The organism is Siminovitchia fordii DSM 16014 = CIP 108821 (genome assembly GCF_000374565.1).
GTDB classification, from domain to species: domain Bacteria; phylum Bacillota; class Bacilli; order Bacillales; family Bacillaceae_C; genus Siminovitchia; species Siminovitchia fordii.
Genome location: NZ_KB894685.1, coordinates 96816 through 112529, shown reverse-complemented (window position 1 = coordinate 112529; position 15714 = coordinate 96816). Strand labels below are relative to the sequence as shown.

The window sequence follows — 15714 nt, the reverse complement described above, 5'->3', positions numbered from 1 at the left end:
AAAGTAATAGATTTTTAACTTTACGGATTCAGACCCCTTTTTCTGATTTCCATTTTCAATAAACGTATCCAATCGGCACCATGATTGTTCTTTTTCGCGTCTCGGTAGGCTGCAACTAACTGTTCATTGGTCATGATCTTCATATTTGCAATAACCTCCTCGTGAAATTGAAGCATTCTTGATTTTCAATATTATTGTACCTGTTTTCAGTTGATTTTGAAAGCGTTTAATTGAATTTAATCTATTAAAAAGTGACAATTTTCGCGTATTATTTAACACAAAAAACGGAGTTCCCTGAAAGGGAACCCGTATATAGTATTATTTCATCGAAATCCATACACTTTTGACTTCAGTATAGTTATTCAAGGCATATGAACCCATTTCCCTGCCAAGACCTGACTGCTTAAATCCGCCAAACGGGGAAGCAGCGTCAAACGCATTATAGCAGTTGACCCAAACCGTTCCAGCGCGAAGGCGGTTTGCCACATAATGCGCATTTGCCACATCACGCGTCCACAGTCCGGCTGCCAATCCATATTCGGTGTTGTTTGCTCGTTCAATCAACTCATCGAGATCCTCGAACGGCATTGCGGAAATGACTGGACCGAAAATTTCTTCCTTGGCGATCGTCATGTCATCATTGACATCAGCGAAGATAGTTGGCTCTACAAAGTAACCTTGGTCATGCGGCTTCTGTCCGCCTGCCAGCAATTCCGCCCCTTCACTGAGCCCCTTTTCGATATAGTTCAATACCCGGTTTTGCTGTTCAGCCGAAACGAGTGGACCCATTTCGGTGTCTTGGTTCAGCCCGGCTCCTTGTTTAATGTTTTTCGCATGGGATGCCATATCTGCTACCACATTGTCAAAGTTTTTCTTTTGGATGAACACACGTGATCCCGCGGAGCATACTTGTCCTTGGTTGAACATGACGCCGTTCAATGCTCCTGGAATTGCTTTGGTCAAGTCAGCGTCGGGAAGGATTATATTTGGAGATTTTCCTCCGAGCTCCAAAGTAACGCGCTTAACTGTCTTTGCACATTGTTCCATGATTTTCTTTCCAACTTCTGTCGAGCCAGTGAATGCGATTTTGTTCACATCCGGATGGTTCACAAGTGCAGATCCTGCAGGCTCACCAAAGCCTGGTACAATATTTACGACCCCTGGCGGGAATCCTGCTTCTTCAATGAGTTCAGCTAAGTATAATGCAGAAAGCGGTGTTTGTTCCGCAGGTTTCAATACAACAGTACATCCTGTAGCAAGAGCTGCCCCAAGTTTCCACATAGCCATCAATAAAGGGAAGTTCCATGGAATGATTTGACCGACTACGCCTACAGCTTCATGACGAGTGTAGTTAAAGAATGGTCCGGAAACAGGAATCGTTTGTCCTGTTATTTTTGTAGTCCACCCAGCATAGTAGCGCATATGTTCAATGGAAAGTGGAAGATCTGCATTCAATGTTTCACGGATCGGTTTTCCATTGTCAAGAGTCTCAAGCTGCGCAAGCTCTTCTTTGTTCTCTTCTATCAAGTCAGCAAGCTTGTATATAAGCCTGCCTCTTGCAGCGGCGCTCATCTTGGACCATTTACCCTCATCGAATGCTTTACGTGCAGCTTTTACTGCGCGATCTATATCTTCCGCGCCCGCTTCATATATAGTGGCGAGAGTTTCTCCTGTAGCAGGGTTGGGTGTGTCAAAAGTTTTGCCTTCGGCACTTTCAACAAACTCCCCATTGATATAAAGATTTTTAGTCCCCTGTAAAAACTTTTCCACTTTCTCTTTTACGTCCATTGTTACTTGGCTCATTGAACTCCTCCTTAAAATATTTTCCAAGGAAACAAGTAGAAGAAGATAGGTAACCGCTTCCAACTATTAGTCTACTATGAATATATTAAATTTACAAATAAAATGGATAGAAAACTTGTCTGCATAAATTGACAAGTTTCGAAAGAAATAAAATACTATATGTGAATTATCATTTTTTTCTTACTATTTTCTTTTAGACAATCTATAATGAACATAGTAGAAAAAAGCCGAAGGAGGGGTTTTATGTTTGATGAAAGATCTGCTTTAAAATTGAGGTTGGAGCAAATGCAGGATGCGGAAGAGAGGCTGGTCAGGGAACTTCAAAAAGAAAGGGCGTTTATTTTCAATCGGTTGCGTGAACTGGACAAAGAGGAAGGGTCAAATGCAAACATATCGGACGATGAGCTTCATTTTCTGGGGTCTGCCAATACTTATTTGGAAGCACCAGAAGAAAACCATGAACAGAACAGCACGGAGAACTCTAAGTCAAGAAGGGCAAGACCATCCAGAAGAAGTAAAACGACCAAGATGCGCGACACGGCTATCAGTATTTTAAAAGAACAAGCAGCCCCCATCAGAGGCATTGATTTAAAGCGGATCATCGAAGAACGGACAGGATTTCAAATCGCCAACATGACAACCTTTATGAATACAATTACAAAAGCGGACCCAAATATCATAAAAATCGGACGAGGTTTATATACGTATGATCAGGAGTCCAGAAACTCGGAAACAATTTTCTTGGGTACGGATGAAATGAATAGTACTATCGGCAACGAACAATAAGCATGCTGAAAACAGCACGCTTTTTTGTGTCAAGCCAATGTTAAAACTCTGGGTTTGTATTCATTTTCTTCCGGCTTCAACGTTCGGGTGACGGTCCTGCCTATGCTATAAATGCTGCGTTTTGAAATGTCCTGAGTATATTGGTTCAATTAACACATCAAGCTGCATCCATTGCCGTATTTTCTGAATTTTATCGGAGTCTCTCCAGTCTGAGCGTCTGAACAGGTCCTCGTGCTTTTTTTCTTTGCTGTTGATTTGATAAAATAATAATGATAGTGTCGATTAATTGCTAAAGAAGAAAGGATTGTTCACGTTGAATATAGCAGAGCTGCCCGGTGATATTAAAAGCATGATTGAAAAGAGAAAGCGGGCATTCTCTTATTACCATGAGGAAATGATTGGCGAACACGGATTTTTGGCAGAGGATGAGACGATTTTTCTGGATGCAGCCATAGCATTGTCTCTCGGAAAAAATATTTTATTAAAAGGTCCTACTGGTTCTGGTAAAACAAGGCTCGCGGAGTCGCTGTCAAATCTATTCAGTCAGCCGATGCATAGCGTCAATTGTTCGGTAGATACAGATACTGAAGCGCTTCTCGGCTTCAAAACAATTACACAAAACGAAGGTGCAAACAGGATTGAATTTATTCCGGGACCTGTCATAAAAGCCATGGAGAAAGGACACTTACTTTATATAGATGAAATTAATATGGCGAAGCCTGAAACGTTGCCTATTTTAAACAGCATACTGGATTATAGAAGAATGCTGACGAATCCTTTGACAGCCGAAGTTACACGCGCAAAAGAAACTTTCGGGGTCATTGCGGCGATCAATGAAGGTTATATCGGGACAGTTCCATTGAATGAAGCGTTGAAAAACAGGTTTGTTGTCATTGATATACCATATGTGCAGGGAGGAATCTTAAAGGATGTCATCAAACAGGAGAGCAAATTGAATAATGAGAAAATGATCGAACAATTTGTTCGGTTATCGTCAGATCTACTTATCCAGGTTAAGAGTGGAATTATTCCTGAGGAAGCTGCATCAATCAGGGCGTTGATCGATACTTGTGATCTTGCCGTTTATATGGATCCATTAAGGGCCGTCCGCAGGGGAATTTCTGACAAATTGGAGGAAGAGCGGGAAAAGGCAGCCGTATTGAATATTGCCTCGACGCTATTTGGATAGAGGTGTTGGGTGTGCATCGTTTCATTGATTTTAATGACGAAAAAACTGATACACTGCTTATGCTGGAGCTTTCGGATCTGACTAAAACCCTTACAAACTCTGAGTTATATGAAGCAGAAATCCGAGTGCATTCTTATTTAAGCAAAAGAGACCGTAAAGTATTTGTTAGTCATTTCTGGGATCATCGACCTGAAGGGATAAAAAAACCGGGCATGAAAAGTGACGTATATTTGCGTGCGCTCGGGAACAGAAGTTTTACAGATTTTCAGGCAGTAGATGAATTCAGGGATATCCTGGCTGCATCCCCAATTCCCCGTTTTGCAGGCCAACTCCTTATGCTTGCTGAAGATTTAAGAATCGAGGAGATATGTAAAAAAGAAAGGCCTGGAATGGGGAGTGAATTTAATGTTCGGCGCAACATATACATGGAATACTTTGAATCTCAATTAGTTGTGAATTTAGAAAAAAATCTTTTTGCAGATGCTTTGTTCAACCTGGTTTATTTGATTTTGAATTCCGACAGTCCTGTTCTGACAATCCCATCCTTTAATCCGGAACTTGACGAGGGTATTCCTCATATCCGCAGTCATCTTGAAAATTTGTATGATGCCAAATCTACCAGAGATGCTGCCGTCATTTGCTTGAATACAGTGGAAAGGGCTGCCTCAGTTTTACATTCAGATATGATCAATGAGTATTTTCATCTGCCTGGATTTGAGCAAAATCTACTGGACGATATCTCATTTTCGGATTTGGTTAGAAAAGATCCTCTGCAAAACGATGATTTTGCAGAAGAAAAAGCAGGCGGAGATGAACATGTGTATGAAGAAAAGATGAGGACTTGGCACAGGGAGGCAGAAAGGCCTGGTAAAAGCTATATGCAGTTCGAACTGGATCAAGGGACAAAGACGGATATTTCCGGTGGCAGTGAAAGAGAGGGAGAAGATGGAGATCAGGCGCTTGCAATTGTGCAGGGGCGGAGTAAACGAACGGATAAAAATGAATTTAGCAAGATGGATATCAACAGACTGGGTGAGTCTGTTGCCTCCGGGGGGAAAAGTAGCTATGGCATAGCGAACAAAAATGCGCGCCCTATTTTCTTGAATGCCCAAAGACAGGGTGAAGAATCGACTGCCCAGTATATGAAGTTGGAAAAAGAAGTAAAATTTTATCATAAAAAGCTAAAGAACATCATTGAACGTATAATGAAAAAGAAAGAAACGGACCATCGGAGCCATTTGCAAATGGGTCGCCTTGGAAAAAATCTTGTACCTTTCTTTACAGATGAACATCCGAAACTTTTCTATAAAAAATCGCAGCCTGGCAAAGAGATTGACGCCGCATTCATTCTTCTTGTTGATTGCTCGGCTTCAATGTTTGATAAAATGGAAGAGACCAAGAGAGGGATCGTTTTATTTCATGAAGCGTTGAAATCGGTCGGCGTATCTCATGAAATCATCGGCTTTTGGGAGGAAGCTAACGAAGTGACGAAGGATGATCAGCCTAATTATTTTTTGCAAACTATTCCATTTTCCATGTCTCTGCAACAGCAATCAGGACCAGAAATTATGGAACTGGAAGCAATGGAAGACAACCGGGATGGTTATGCTATCAGAATCGTAGCTGAAAGACTTCTTAAAAGAAGTGAAAACCAGAAATTCTTGATCATTTTTTCAGACGGTGAGCCAGCGGCATTCGATTATGATAATGGGATTATGGATACTCACGAAGCTGTCATGGCAGCCCGCAAAAAAGGGATAGAAGTATTTAATATCTTTATTTCCAATACAGGCTTGGAGTTTGAACAGAGAAAGGTATTTGAAAATATATACGGTAACCGTAGCATCATTGCGCCTTATGTGGAGGAACTGCCGGATGTACTTTTTCCTTTGCTGAAGAGATTATTGAGCCAGTCGATCAATATATAGCCTGCCTACAAAGGCAGGCTATAATATTGATCAATTTAAATAGTGGATATTCTACCTACATGTCAACGTTGGTTCACCATAGCGCACCGAGTATCCTTTATCTCGTCAAACTCTCTTCATTCTGTACATCGATAAACAGTATTTTTCGCTTTACTGGAATGTCCAGCTCCAGCGCCTAACCCCTTTAGGTCACAAGCCATTTCCGCTGAAAAACTGCCTCCCCGGGAACCGTTTTGTGCTTGCAGGTACTAATCTGATCACCAGCTTCTGCTCGCTCCACCCCCGCCTGACGAACCGCCGCCCCCGGAGCGAGGTCCGCCGCCGCCTCGGCCGCCTCTGCTTAAAATAGCAGCTAGCAGTCTGAGAATGGTCAGGCTAAACGCTCCTCCAAGAAAACGGAAGTCCAGGAAGATAATACCTGCAAAAATCAAGATCAATATAAGCATGGTAAAGGGTGAAAGACTTTCGGTTTCACTATATTCCATGCCTTCTGCATCCACCTGTCTGTCCAGGTTATACTCCTTAGAAACCTCATTGAATAATTGTTTATAAGTATTAGTAATTGCAAGATTCGCCTCATTATTTTCCAAATAAGGAAGCGCAAAACCATCAAGAATACGTCCTACTTTTCCATCCGGCAAAGCGCCCTCCAGACCGTAGCCCACTTCTATTTTAATTTTACGATCCTTGGGTGCCAATAAAAGCAGTACACCGTTATTCTTTTCATTACTTCCAAGTCCATACTGACGGAAGGCTTGCAAGGCGTATTCCTCAATCGTTTCATTTTCAAGTGAATTGACCGTAAGTACAGTTATCTGTGCCTCTGTGTGGTCATCTAAGTATCTTCCAAGTTCAATCAATTCTTTTTTTTCACTGTCTGAAAGCACTTGGGCAAAATCTTGGACATAAATGTCTCCTATGGGGTCTGGTACATTGGCCGCTTCAACTTTGTAAGCCGATAAGGAGTAGAAAAAAAAGACGAGGAAGGAAAGGAAGAGCAGCCCCCGTCTCATCATTCTCCATTCCCTTCAAAATCAACGTTGGGGGCTTCCTCTGCACCTGCTTGAGCTTTGAAATACTCTTTTTTCTCAAAGCCAAAAACCGATGCCACAATACGCCCTGGAAATTGCCTTACCTTTTTATTATAAATCGTTACCTGGTCATTATAGTCTTTTCTCGCAACCGCAATCCGGTTTTCAGTACCGGCAAGTTCATCCATAAGCTGGGTAAATTGCTTGTCCGCCTTTAATTCCGGATAATTTTCAGAGATCACCAGCAGCCTGCTTATGGCGTTAGACAAAGAAGCATCGGCTTCGGCCTGTTCTTGGACCGTTTTTGCACCGATCAACCTTGAACGGGCATCAGCGATATCCCCCAGTACATTTTCCTCGTGTTTTGCGTATCCTTTCACGGTATTGACTAGGTTGGGTATTAAATCAGCCCTTCGCTGCAATTGGTTCTCAATTTGGGAATACTGTTGTTCAACATTTTCCTCGGCATTTACAAAACCGTTGTAACTCCCAAATAACGGAACGAATACAAGGGCTAAAACAACCAATATCCCTATGATGGTTCCCAATCCTTTTTTCATTTTCCTCACTCCTCTTCAAATAGTATAACGAATTTCCTAAAAAAAAGTTTCAGCTTTCTCTCTCTTTTATCTACCCAAATTAACCAAAAATATTTTATGCTTATTATCTTAAAACATGAACGAATAGGGGAAAAGTGTTACAATCTGTATAAACGTTGCGTAAGGAACGGATTGGAGCTGATGGGAAATGAACGGTATTAAAGATCGATTAAACCGGCCTTTGCAAGACTTGAGGATATCCGTGACAGATAAATGCAACTTTCGCTGTCAATATTGCATGCCGGCTGACATTTTTGGCCCGGATTTTAAATTTTTGCCGAAGAATGAAATATTATCATTCGAAGAAATAGAGCGCCTTGCGGCTGCCTTCAGTAAATTGGGTGTTACAAAATTAAGGATCACCGGTGGAGAGCCACTATTAAGAAAAGATATAGCCAGTTTAATAGGGAGATTGCATCAGATACCGGGCATCGAAGATATCGGCCTTACAACCAATGGTGTGCTGCTCCCAAAATTGGCGAAGGACCTCGTGGATGCTGGCCTCCATAGAGTAAATGTCAGCCTCGATGCGTTAAACAATGACATCTTTAAGAAGATCAATGGAAGGGGCGTCAGTTCCGAAGTCGTTTTACGTGGAATAGAATCAGCCCTTGATGCCGGTCTAGGTGTAAAGGTAAACATGGTCGTACAAAAAGGGGTAAATGAAAGCGAAATCATTCCGATGGCCCGTCATTTTAAAAATATGGGGATCACCCTGCGCTACATTGAATTTATGGATGTGGGCAATTCGAACGGGTGGGATTTTAGCAAAGTGGTAACGAAAAAAGACATGTTTGCCATGTTATCGAAACATTTTGAGCTTGAACCAGTGGATCCGAATTATTTTGGAGAAGTGGCCAAGCGATATAAGTATATAAATACGGAGACTGAGGTTGGCTTTATTACTTCAGTTTCAGAATCGTTTTGCTCCAGTTGTACAAGAGCGCGAATTTCTGCAGACGGGAAATTTTATACTTGCCTGTTTGCCTCAAAGGGGTATGACCTGCGAGAATTAGTCCGTACTTATAAGGAAGAGGAACCTTTAATCAATGCAATCAGTTCCAATTGGAATCAGCGAGCAGACCGCTATTCCGATGAGCGGACAGAGGAAAGCGCTAGATCCAAGGAAAAAATAGAGATGTCCTATATTGGCGGATAATATTTGGAAGGAGCCTGATGAAGCAGTGGTGGAGAGAAGGAAACCGATTTGGATCAAGGAAGCAATTGAAATTGTAATGGAATATAAAAAAAGAGGGGAAGGAGAAACGGTATCCATACATGAATGCGACGATCGATACCTCTACACCCCTTTGATAGCGGATCATGATGTGCCTCCATTCGACCGCTCCCCTTATGATGGTTTCGCGTTAAGGGCAAGTGATACAGAAGTTGCATCTCGCGAAAATCCCATATTATTTGAAGTGATTGATGAGATTGGGGCGGGTCAGGTCAGTCTCAAACAGGTAGGCCCTATGCAGGCTGTCCGGATTATGACTGGGGCTCAAATTCCGGATGGAGCAAATTGTGTCATCATGCTTGAATTGGTTAAAGAAGTCACTGAAGGCGCTAAAAAATATATTGAAGTAAAAAGACCCCTTCAGGAAGGGGATAATATTTCATTTAAGGGTGAAGACACTCAAAAAGGCAGCCCGCTGATAGACAAAGGGGAACGGATCAACCCTGGAATCAAGGCTTTGCTGGCCACCTTTGGATATAGTAAAGTGAAAGTTGCCAAAAAGCCAACAGTGGGGATTATCGCCACAGGCAGTGAACTGCTCGGCCCTGAAGATGATCTGGAGCCTGGGAAAATAAGGGACAGTAACGGCTATATGATTGAATCCCAAGTTCTCAGAGCCGGTGGGATCTTTAAAAAATATGATAATTGTGCGGATGATTTGGAAACACTGCTCCAGGCAGTGAAGACGGCTCTTGAAGAATGTGATATTGTCATTACGACCGGAGGGGTATCCGTAGGGGACTTTGACTATTTGCCTGAAATCTATAAGAGGCTTGGGGCAAAACTTTTATTCAATAAAATTGCCATGCGTCCGGGGAGCGTGACAAGCTGCGCTGAAATCAACGGCCGGCTGCTTTTTGGGCTGTCAGGTAACCCGTCGGCCTGCTATGTTGGATTCGAATTGTTTGTAAAGCCGTATTTACGATATTGGATGCAATCTAACCGTCCATATACACTCTTCATTACAGGTGAGCTGAAATCAGACTTCCCTAAGCCAAATCCATTTACCAGATTTGTGCGGGGCAAGCTGAGTTATACGGACGGCAGGGTTTACGCTGAACCGGTTGGTTTGGATAAATCCGGGGTGGTGACCTCAATTGCCTGGGCAGATTGTTTAATCGTGCTCCCGGGAGGAACAAGAGGCTATATAGACGGGGATGAAGTTGATCTAATCCTACTTGAAGACCAAAAGGGAAGCGAAGTGCCATGGCAGGAAAGAAAATTATCCAAATTGTAGGATTTCAGAACAGCGGGAAAACGACATTGATCACAAACTTGATTAAAGCATGCAGAGAGAAGGGGGTTTCAGTTGGAACCATTAAGCATCATGGGCATGGCGGCAAGCCCGAAAGGCAAGTGTTAAATAAAGACTCCGAGAAACACCGGCTTGCCGGCGCTTCTGTCACGGCAGTCGAAGGGGCAGGCACTTTACATATAGAAGCCATGAAAGATGATTGGGAATTGGAGGATATCCTTCAGATTTATGGACAGCTGCCTATTGATATAATTTTGGTAGAAGGTTATAAAAAAATGGACTTCCCAAAGGTGGTACTTGTGCGAAACCCACAAGATGAATTCCTATTACAGGAACTGTCACATATCATTGCAGTCATTTCCCACGAGCACTTAAATTGTTCTACGCCTTTTCCGGTTTTCGGAAACGATGAGACTGAGCGTTTCGTTCTTTGGTTTATGAATAAAATAAATGGAGACTGAGAACTACTCCCGTCCTCAGTCTCATTTATTTTATTGTAGTTTTTGGTCAACTTTTTGGCAGATCTCATCGGCAGATAGGCCGTTTGCTTCAATGACAGGCACCTGAGTGCTTGTCGTTTCGATTCCCATGATATCGGAATCCATGCCAGTGACCACGCAGCAGTCCACATTGTTCAAATCTGAAGTGCCCGAAAGGGAAATAACTTGATATCCCTTTTCTTGAAGAGCTTGTGAAACGTTGGTTAAACCTTCTTCAACTCCGATTCTCATTCCCGCAACACCTCCTTGTCTTTCTTATAATTCCATTTATAAACTTTTTTAAACTGTCTATATTAAGCATTTTATTGGAGACCTTATTGTCAGAAATGTATAATGTTAATCGTATTTCAAGTATTAACGCCAATGTTACTTTTAAGTTGGAGGAAAAAACATGGTTCAGAATTGGGAAGTAATAGTGATGAAAGGCGAAAGCGAACCGTGGTGGTTTTTCCCAGAATGGAGAAATGACATCATTGAAAGGTACACATTCTCGGAATCAAAAGCAGCTTTCGAAAAGTATATGTCTCTTTTTCAGCGGTTTAAAAAGGATTTTGAGAATGTTAAAGTGAAAAAAACATCTTTGGCTGCTTTTTGGAACAAAGAGGACGTTTCCTACTGTGAGTATTGTGATGATGATTCACAATTGTATTATGGGCTCCTAATTTTATTAAATGGTGAGCCTTATCAATTTCCGGATAGTGACGAAATCCGGATATCAGGAAAAGAGAGATAAAATGAGCTCGACTTCAAACATTAAAGCATCAGCACCGAATCAACTGCCGACGGCATATGGGATCCTTTTTGCGATGAGTGGCAGCCATCTTTTGAATGATTCGATCCAATCCGTCGTCCCCGCCATGAATCCGATTTTTGAACAAACACTGAACTTGACGTTTGCTCAGATTGGTTGGATTGCTTTCGTTCTGAATATGACAGCTTCCGTGATGCAACCTGTTTTCGGTTACTTTGCGGATAAAAGGCCAACCCCTTTTCTGTTGCCGATCGGAATGTTCATGAGTATGATTGGCTTGATTGGTTTCGCCCTTTCTCCAAATTTTTATATCATACTGGTATCTGTCTTTTTTATTGGCATCGGATCAGCCGTCTTTCATCCTGAAGGTTCACGTGTGGCCTATATGGCGGCAGGGCCAAAGCGAGGGTTGGCCCAGTCCATTTACCAGGTTGGCGGAAATTTCGGGCAATCGCTTGCTCCGGTTTTCACTGCATTCATTTTTGTTTCCCTAGGTCAAAGGGGTGCCCTCCTGTTCACATTGGTAACCATGACAGGTATCATCATTTTGCTGTATGTATCAAAATGGTATAAAGGACAAATGCAGGACGGAATGATGTTCAGCCCAAAAAACAGGGTGAAAACTCAGCAATCAGCTGCTCCGGTACACACTAAAATAAAAATAGCGATGGGACTGCTCGTATTTCTTGTTTTTGCAAGATCATTCTATGTAGCTGGTATCAATAATTTTTATCAATTTTATTTAATGGAAGATTATGGACTGACTGTGAGGCATGCCCAATTATATTTGTTTATTTTCATGTTTGCAGGCGTATTAGGAACGTTCTTTGGAGGGCCGCTGGCCGATCGGTTTGGCCGCCGGAATTTGATCTTTCTATCAATGGCAGGCGCTGCACCACTTACCATCATTCTGCCTTTTGTTCCGCTTTCATTAATCATCCCTATTTTCTTTGTTATTGGCTTTATTATTCTATCAAGTTTCAGTGTGGCAGTTGTATATGCTCAGGAATTACTGCCATCAAAAGTAGGAATGGTCTCCGGTTTGATTGTCGGTCTTGCTTTTGGCATGGGCGCAGTAGGGGCTGTGCTATTGGGAACATTGGCAGATATGTACAGCATCCGATCTGTGATGATTTTATGCGGTCTATTGCCTCTTGTGGGAATTTTGACATGGCTTCTTCCAAGTGATGAAAAAGTCCGTGAATTGACCTCAACAAATAAATAATTGCCCATTCTCAAAAGCCCCGGTCACATCGGGGTTTTTTTATGTCTTAAAACTGCCGCTAAGAACCTGGTGCAGGCGAGGCTAACGGACGTCATGTATGAATTTGCTGAGTACGACTGGAGCAGTTTTAACCCGATCGCTGTTAAAGGCAACTAAACACACCAGGGTCCGTTTAGCTTTGTGCCTCAATAAACAGGCACTTTCGTAATTTTTTATTCATCATCTTCTCATTAAAGGCCATCCAGTTTGTACAGAAATGGAAGTTTCAATTGGGTAAAAGCTTAAAATCCTTGGTATAAAAGGGGCGTAATCCGGATAACTTAGGATTGTTTAAAGAGAAAAAGATACGAGCTCATATTTGATACAAACTGTGCATTCTATGGGTAATCTATAAGAAACGAGAAAAAAACGCCATTTCTGGCGTTAAGATTATTTAATGTTACTTTCCTTATCATTTTCATTAATTAAATTCTTTACATCTTGTACCATTTCATCATGCGTTTGATTGACCTTATTCATAATTGAATCTTGAGGGGTATCGTTATTTTGGTAGTTAATACTCTCCTTATTATCTCTTCCCACTTTTTTCACCTCCGATAAAGATATGGTGTGTTAAATGAAGAAAAATATTCTTTGAGTAGTTAACAAAACAAATGACAAATAAGTAGTAGACACTAGCTTGTTGCATAGTTTGTGAAAAAGGTAAATTATGATACCCACTCCACAAAGCTAGGAATTCTTAGTAATCCCTTGCTAGTATAATTACGAAATTTAACTTTAGCTTTAATTTTTGTATCGAGATAGGCAAATTTTTCGCTCGAAATACAATCACGGTAGACTGAGTAAAATTCTTCTTTTCTATATGGAGTTGGCATGAACTCCTTAACCCTGCGTAATTGCCATTTTCGTAGTTTAAAAGCAGCTCGAATTTATCCTTATGCAGACCAGTGATGTAAACATTCTCATATTTGTAGTTAATGACTTTTGACAATCGTTAGAGCGCTTATTGATTTGATATATTGAGTCTGATCTGTTTAGCCAATACCTTCAAGGTCAGCAGTTTGACTAAGTCGAATTAAGTTATGCCATTACTAATAGTCCATTTGTAAGCAGCTTGGTAACTTCAGGGATGATTTGCTCTAGGATCTCTTTCCGATCAAGTAGCGTACATGATAGTTTCTCATTTAAAGAGTAAACAACATCAAACACACAAAATGTTATCAGGTGATTAGATTTCTTAAATTTAAAACGTTCCATGACATATTCAAAGTTTGGTTTGCCATGAGAGTCGGTAACGACTATTTCACCATCTAAGACTGTTCCGTCGGGTATCGGCAAATCTATTAATTCAGGAAACATTGAAGCGATCTCATTGTTTATCAAGACCTAAATTATTTAAACCTTAAAAATAAAGAGGCACACATATTAGTCATGTATAATATGTGCTCTTCTTTTATTCAATTAAAGCGCCCGTTAATGGAATACTCATTTATTATTTACGAAGAAAAAAATTAGGCTAATATTAAAAATTACAGCCCCGTCTTGCTAATTCTTATTATTCATCTAAAGAAAATGATTGGTTTTTCAGTGATCCATCTTATTTGATGGTCCTTTTAACGTTCCGAACTATGCTTTTGTTTTAATGCCCCTCTTCCTTAATTTTTGGTATTCGCAATTTGACGTTAGGTTCTTTTCTTGTTTGATTGAGCAAATGTTAAGAAGAACCACCGGGATATCTATGTATAAAAAACGGTAAGCAGACATTCAACTTTCTCCGTTCTAAGCTCCATGAGTAGACACAAACTGCTTAATGAAATTGTTCACCACCACGGCCGCCTTTGTAGGAAGCTGATGTTTTATGTCTCCTATGAGTATGCACTCGTTGACAAGAAGCTTTTCGTGTAATAAATGGGCATAGCGATGAAACGCCTTATCTTTTTCCCCATACATCAACAAAACAGGGGATTTAATTTGATCTAATCGATCCGTACAGTTATAGTGCAAACTGTATCGATAATATTGTTCAATATTTTGGGCTTTTCCTTTTTTTGCATTGATATATAATTCTTTAAACAATTGTCCAGTATTGGAGTTAGTAAAGGAAACGGATAAAGCAAGAGCTTTAAGTGCCTTCCATTCCGCTAACTTTACTCCTAAAGTAATTTTATTTTTTAATGATAGATCCTTTACTTCTGACAGGGCTCCTATAAGAATACCTCCTAAAGAGTGCTTGGGGTATGTCAGCAAAAATTCAAGAGCAATTGACCCTCCAGTTGAGTAGCCGCATATGAAAGCTTTATCTACTTTTAAATGGTCCAATAGTTGTTTGATATCATGTGAAATTAATGGATAAGTCAGTGCTTTTTCTGAAAAAGAGCTGTTTCCATGGCCACGAATGTCAAAGACAATAACTTTGAAGCGATTTAATAATTCATTCACTTGGTAGATAAAATTCATGCTCGAGAGTAAGGGAGGATGAATAAACACGATAGGAATCCCTTTGCCTTGAACGTGATAATACAGGTCTATCCCATCTATTTTTGTAACTGGCAACGAATTACACCTCCGATAGTAGGGGGTTATTTTTTGACAATTCTCAGCCCCAGATTCTCCTTACGATATAGTTATCCTTTTTTACTTTCACTTCGTAGACATCCGGGTGCGACAGTCCTGTCCATTCTTTGAGCCCCTTCATGCCATCAATTTGCATCAATAATAGCCCCATCGTATTGCGATGAGTAGACAGCACAGTTCCGTCGGTTGCTGCTTCAAGCACTTCCATTCCCCTTTTTGCTACTTCGCGGCTTGATTCTCCACCTGCCATTTTCAAATCCATATCCCGAACGGATTCTTCGAGGCGTTCCAACCAGTCTTTTAGGTTTTTTGAAATCAGCTTGTGCTCAGCAAGACGGCTGTCAATTTCCACCTGCAGGCCTAGGCTGTCTGCTGTCGGCTGGATGGATTGAATAGCCTTCGTGAAAGGGCTGGAAATGATATGCTTAATATTCCGCTTCTCAAAAAAGCGCATCAGTTCTTTCGCTTGTTCTTTTCCCTCGTCAGTCAGTTCTGCCTGCAGCTCTTTTCCTACAGCTTGACAATGCCTGACCAGATAAACTGTTTTGTCCATTTGTTTCTCTCCTCTTTTCCTTTACTCATTAACGTTATTACTTTTTTCGTTCTCAGAATAAGTTTTATCGAAAAATCTTCAAGTTCAGACCACTCTGTATAAAGACTGCCTTCCTTTTCCAGTTCATCATTGCCATGTTATTTATATGCCTACGCCGTTAAGGATTTCATTGGTAATTTCTCCTTTGTCAACTAAATCTATACCTTTTCCTTCTCCAAGTAAAATTAAAAACAAAAAAACCGACAAAGGGTGCCGGCTAATAAGACGTATCACTTTTTATATA

At 41.0% G+C, this 15714-nt stretch carries 17 protein-coding genes; 8 read left to right on the top strand and 9 right to left on the bottom strand.

The window, feature by feature from the left end; translation table 11 throughout:
- Positions 1 to 20: 20 nt before the first annotated feature.
- Entirely contained in the window at positions 21 to 143 is a 123-nt protein-coding gene (sda, locus tag C509_RS0100555) for a sporulation histidine kinase inhibitor Sda (RefSeq protein WP_018704940.1), read from the bottom strand.
- 175 nt (positions 144 to 318) lie between these two features.
- Positions 319 to 1803 carry an aldehyde dehydrogenase family protein gene (locus C509_RS0100550; protein WP_018704939.1) on the bottom strand — a complete coding sequence of 495 codons (1485 nt, stop codon included), beginning with the start codon at positions 1801 to 1803 and terminating at the stop codon, positions 319 to 321.
- Positions 1804 to 2046: 243 nt separating this feature from the next.
- Here C509_RS0100550 and C509_RS23130 point away from each other — a divergent pair, with 243 nt between their 5' ends.
- From C509_RS23130 to C509_RS0100535, 3 genes are all read left to right on the top strand, one after another.
- Entirely contained in the window at positions 2047 to 2589 is a 543-nt protein-coding gene (locus tag C509_RS23130; RefSeq protein WP_018704938.1) for a Rok-like winged helix domain-containing protein, read from the top strand.
- Positions 2590 to 2938: 349 nt separating this feature from the next.
- Positions 2939 to 3778 (top strand): ATP-binding protein, encoded by an 840-nt coding sequence (locus tag C509_RS0100540; RefSeq protein ID WP_051088652.1) that lies wholly within the window; start codon positions 2939 to 2941, stop codon positions 3776 to 3778.
- Positions 3779 to 3789: 11 nt separating this feature from the next.
- Complete coding sequence (locus C509_RS0100535) at positions 3790 to 5706, top strand: vWA domain-containing protein (RefSeq protein ID WP_018704936.1); 1917 nt, start codon at positions 3790 to 3792, stop codon at positions 5704 to 5706.
- A 257-nt stretch (positions 5707 to 5963) separates the two neighbouring features.
- On the opposite strand, the gene C509_RS0100530 is transcribed toward C509_RS0100535, so the two are convergent.
- Together C509_RS0100530 and C509_RS0100525 are read right to left on the bottom strand one after the other, a co-directional pair.
- Positions 5964 to 6722 (bottom strand): TPM domain-containing protein, encoded by a 759-nt coding sequence (locus C509_RS0100530; protein ID WP_018704935.1) that lies wholly within the window; start codon positions 6720 to 6722, stop codon positions 5964 to 5966.
- Positions 6719 to 7297, bottom strand: a complete 579-nt coding sequence (locus tag C509_RS0100525) for a LemA family protein (RefSeq protein WP_018704934.1) — start codon at positions 7295 to 7297, stop codon at positions 6719 to 6721. Before C509_RS0100525 ends, C509_RS0100530 begins: the two co-directional genes overlap by 4 nt.
- Before the next feature lie 187 nt (positions 7298 to 7484).
- Here C509_RS0100525 and moaA point away from each other — a divergent pair, with 187 nt between their 5' ends.
- Genes moaA through mobB form a run of 3 tightly spaced genes read left to right on the top strand, consistent with a single transcriptional unit; the run spans position 7485 to position 10289 of the window.
- Positions 7485 to 8495, top strand: a complete 1011-nt coding sequence (gene moaA, locus C509_RS0100520; RefSeq protein ID WP_018704933.1) for a GTP 3',8-cyclase MoaA — start codon at positions 7485 to 7487, stop codon at positions 8493 to 8495.
- 25 nt (positions 8496 to 8520) lie between these two features.
- The gene (locus C509_RS0100515; protein WP_026319609.1) at positions 8521 to 9810 is read left to right on the top strand and encodes a molybdopterin molybdotransferase MoeA; all 1290 of its coding nucleotides are present in this window, start codon (positions 8521 to 8523) and stop codon (positions 9808 to 9810) included.
- Entirely contained in the window at positions 9780 to 10289 is a 510-nt protein-coding gene (gene mobB / locus C509_RS0100510) for a molybdopterin-guanine dinucleotide biosynthesis protein B (RefSeq protein WP_018704931.1), read from the top strand. The genes C509_RS0100515 and mobB overlap by 31 nt, the downstream gene beginning before the upstream one ends.
- A gap of 30 nt (positions 10290 to 10319) precedes the next feature.
- Here the strand turns inward: mobB and C509_RS0100505 are convergent, their stop codons facing one another.
- Positions 10320 to 10559 (bottom strand): YkuS family protein, encoded by a 240-nt coding sequence (locus C509_RS0100505; protein ID WP_018704930.1) that lies wholly within the window; start codon positions 10557 to 10559, stop codon positions 10320 to 10322.
- A 160-nt stretch (positions 10560 to 10719) separates the two neighbouring features.
- Between C509_RS0100505 and C509_RS0100500 the strand changes: the two genes are divergently transcribed.
- Together C509_RS0100500 and C509_RS0100495 are read left to right on the top strand one after the other, a co-directional pair.
- Complete coding sequence (locus C509_RS0100500; RefSeq protein ID WP_018704929.1) at positions 10720 to 11061, top strand: DUF1033 family protein; 342 nt, start codon at positions 10720 to 10722, stop codon at positions 11059 to 11061.
- 1 nt (position 11062) lies between these two features.
- A complete protein-coding gene (locus C509_RS0100495) occupies positions 11063 to 12304 on the top strand; it encodes an MFS transporter (RefSeq protein ID WP_018704928.1) in 1242 nt (413 codons plus the stop codon).
- Between the two features lie 429 nt (positions 12305 to 12733).
- On the opposite strand, the gene C509_RS25930 is transcribed toward C509_RS0100495, so the two are convergent.
- The 4 genes from C509_RS25930 to C509_RS0100475 all read right to left on the bottom strand — a co-directional run bounded on the left by C509_RS25930 (position 12734) and on the right by C509_RS0100475 (position 15431).
- The gene (locus C509_RS25930) at positions 12734 to 12886 is read right to left on the bottom strand and encodes a hypothetical protein (protein ID WP_018704927.1); all 153 of its coding nucleotides are present in this window, start codon (positions 12884 to 12886) and stop codon (positions 12734 to 12736) included.
- Between the two features lie 498 nt (positions 12887 to 13384).
- Positions 13385 to 13642 carry an ATP-dependent DNA ligase gene (locus C509_RS24975; protein WP_245542406.1) on the bottom strand — a complete coding sequence of 86 codons (258 nt, stop codon included), beginning with the start codon at positions 13640 to 13642 and terminating at the stop codon, positions 13385 to 13387.
- 441 nt (positions 13643 to 14083) lie between these two features.
- Positions 14084 to 14857, bottom strand: a complete 774-nt coding sequence (locus C509_RS0100480; protein ID WP_018704925.1) for an alpha/beta fold hydrolase — start codon at positions 14855 to 14857, stop codon at positions 14084 to 14086.
- A 43-nt stretch (positions 14858 to 14900) separates the two neighbouring features.
- Complete coding sequence (locus C509_RS0100475; RefSeq protein WP_018704924.1) at positions 14901 to 15431, bottom strand: histidine phosphatase family protein; 531 nt, start codon at positions 15429 to 15431, stop codon at positions 14901 to 14903.
- Between the last annotated feature and the right edge of the window lie 283 nt (positions 15432 to 15714).

What these genes read in the sequence shown, in the direction of transcription:
- C509_RS0100550 (WP_018704939.1), bottom strand. Translation starts at nt 1,803, where the DNA reads ATGAGCCAAGTAACAATGGACGTAAAAGAGAAAGTGGAAAAGTTTTTA.
- sda (WP_018704940.1), bottom strand. Translation starts at nt 143, where the DNA reads ATGAAGATCATGACCAATGAACAGTTAGTTGCAGCCTACCGAGACGCG.
- C509_RS0100530 (WP_018704935.1), bottom strand. Translation starts at nt 6,722, where the DNA reads ATGATGAGACGGGGGCTGCTCTTCCTTTCCTTCCTCGTCTTTTTTTTC.
- C509_RS0100505 (WP_018704930.1), bottom strand. Translation starts at nt 10,559, where the DNA reads ATGAGAATCGGAGTTGAAGAAGGTTTAACCAACGTTTCACAAGCTCTT.
- mobB (WP_018704931.1), top strand. Translation starts at nt 9,780, where the DNA reads ATGGCAGGAAAGAAAATTATCCAAATTGTAGGATTTCAGAACAGCGGG.
- C509_RS0100495 (WP_018704928.1), top strand. Translation starts at nt 11,063, where the DNA reads ATGAGCTCGACTTCAAACATTAAAGCATCAGCACCGAATCAACTGCCG.
- C509_RS0100475 (WP_018704924.1), bottom strand. Translation starts at nt 15,431, where the DNA reads ATGGACAAAACAGTTTATCTGGTCAGGCATTGTCAAGCTGTAGGAAAA.
- C509_RS0100540 (WP_051088652.1), top strand. Translation starts at nt 2,939, where the DNA reads ATGATTGAAAAGAGAAAGCGGGCATTCTCTTATTACCATGAGGAAATG.
- C509_RS0100500 (WP_018704929.1), top strand. Translation starts at nt 10,720, where the DNA reads ATGGTTCAGAATTGGGAAGTAATAGTGATGAAAGGCGAAAGCGAACCG.
- C509_RS23130 (WP_018704938.1), top strand. Translation starts at nt 2,047, where the DNA reads ATGTTTGATGAAAGATCTGCTTTAAAATTGAGGTTGGAGCAAATGCAG.
- C509_RS0100525 (WP_018704934.1), bottom strand. Translation starts at nt 7,297, where the DNA reads ATGAAAAAAGGATTGGGAACCATCATAGGGATATTGGTTGTTTTAGCC.
- moaA (WP_018704933.1), top strand. Translation starts at nt 7,485, where the DNA reads ATGAACGGTATTAAAGATCGATTAAACCGGCCTTTGCAAGACTTGAGG.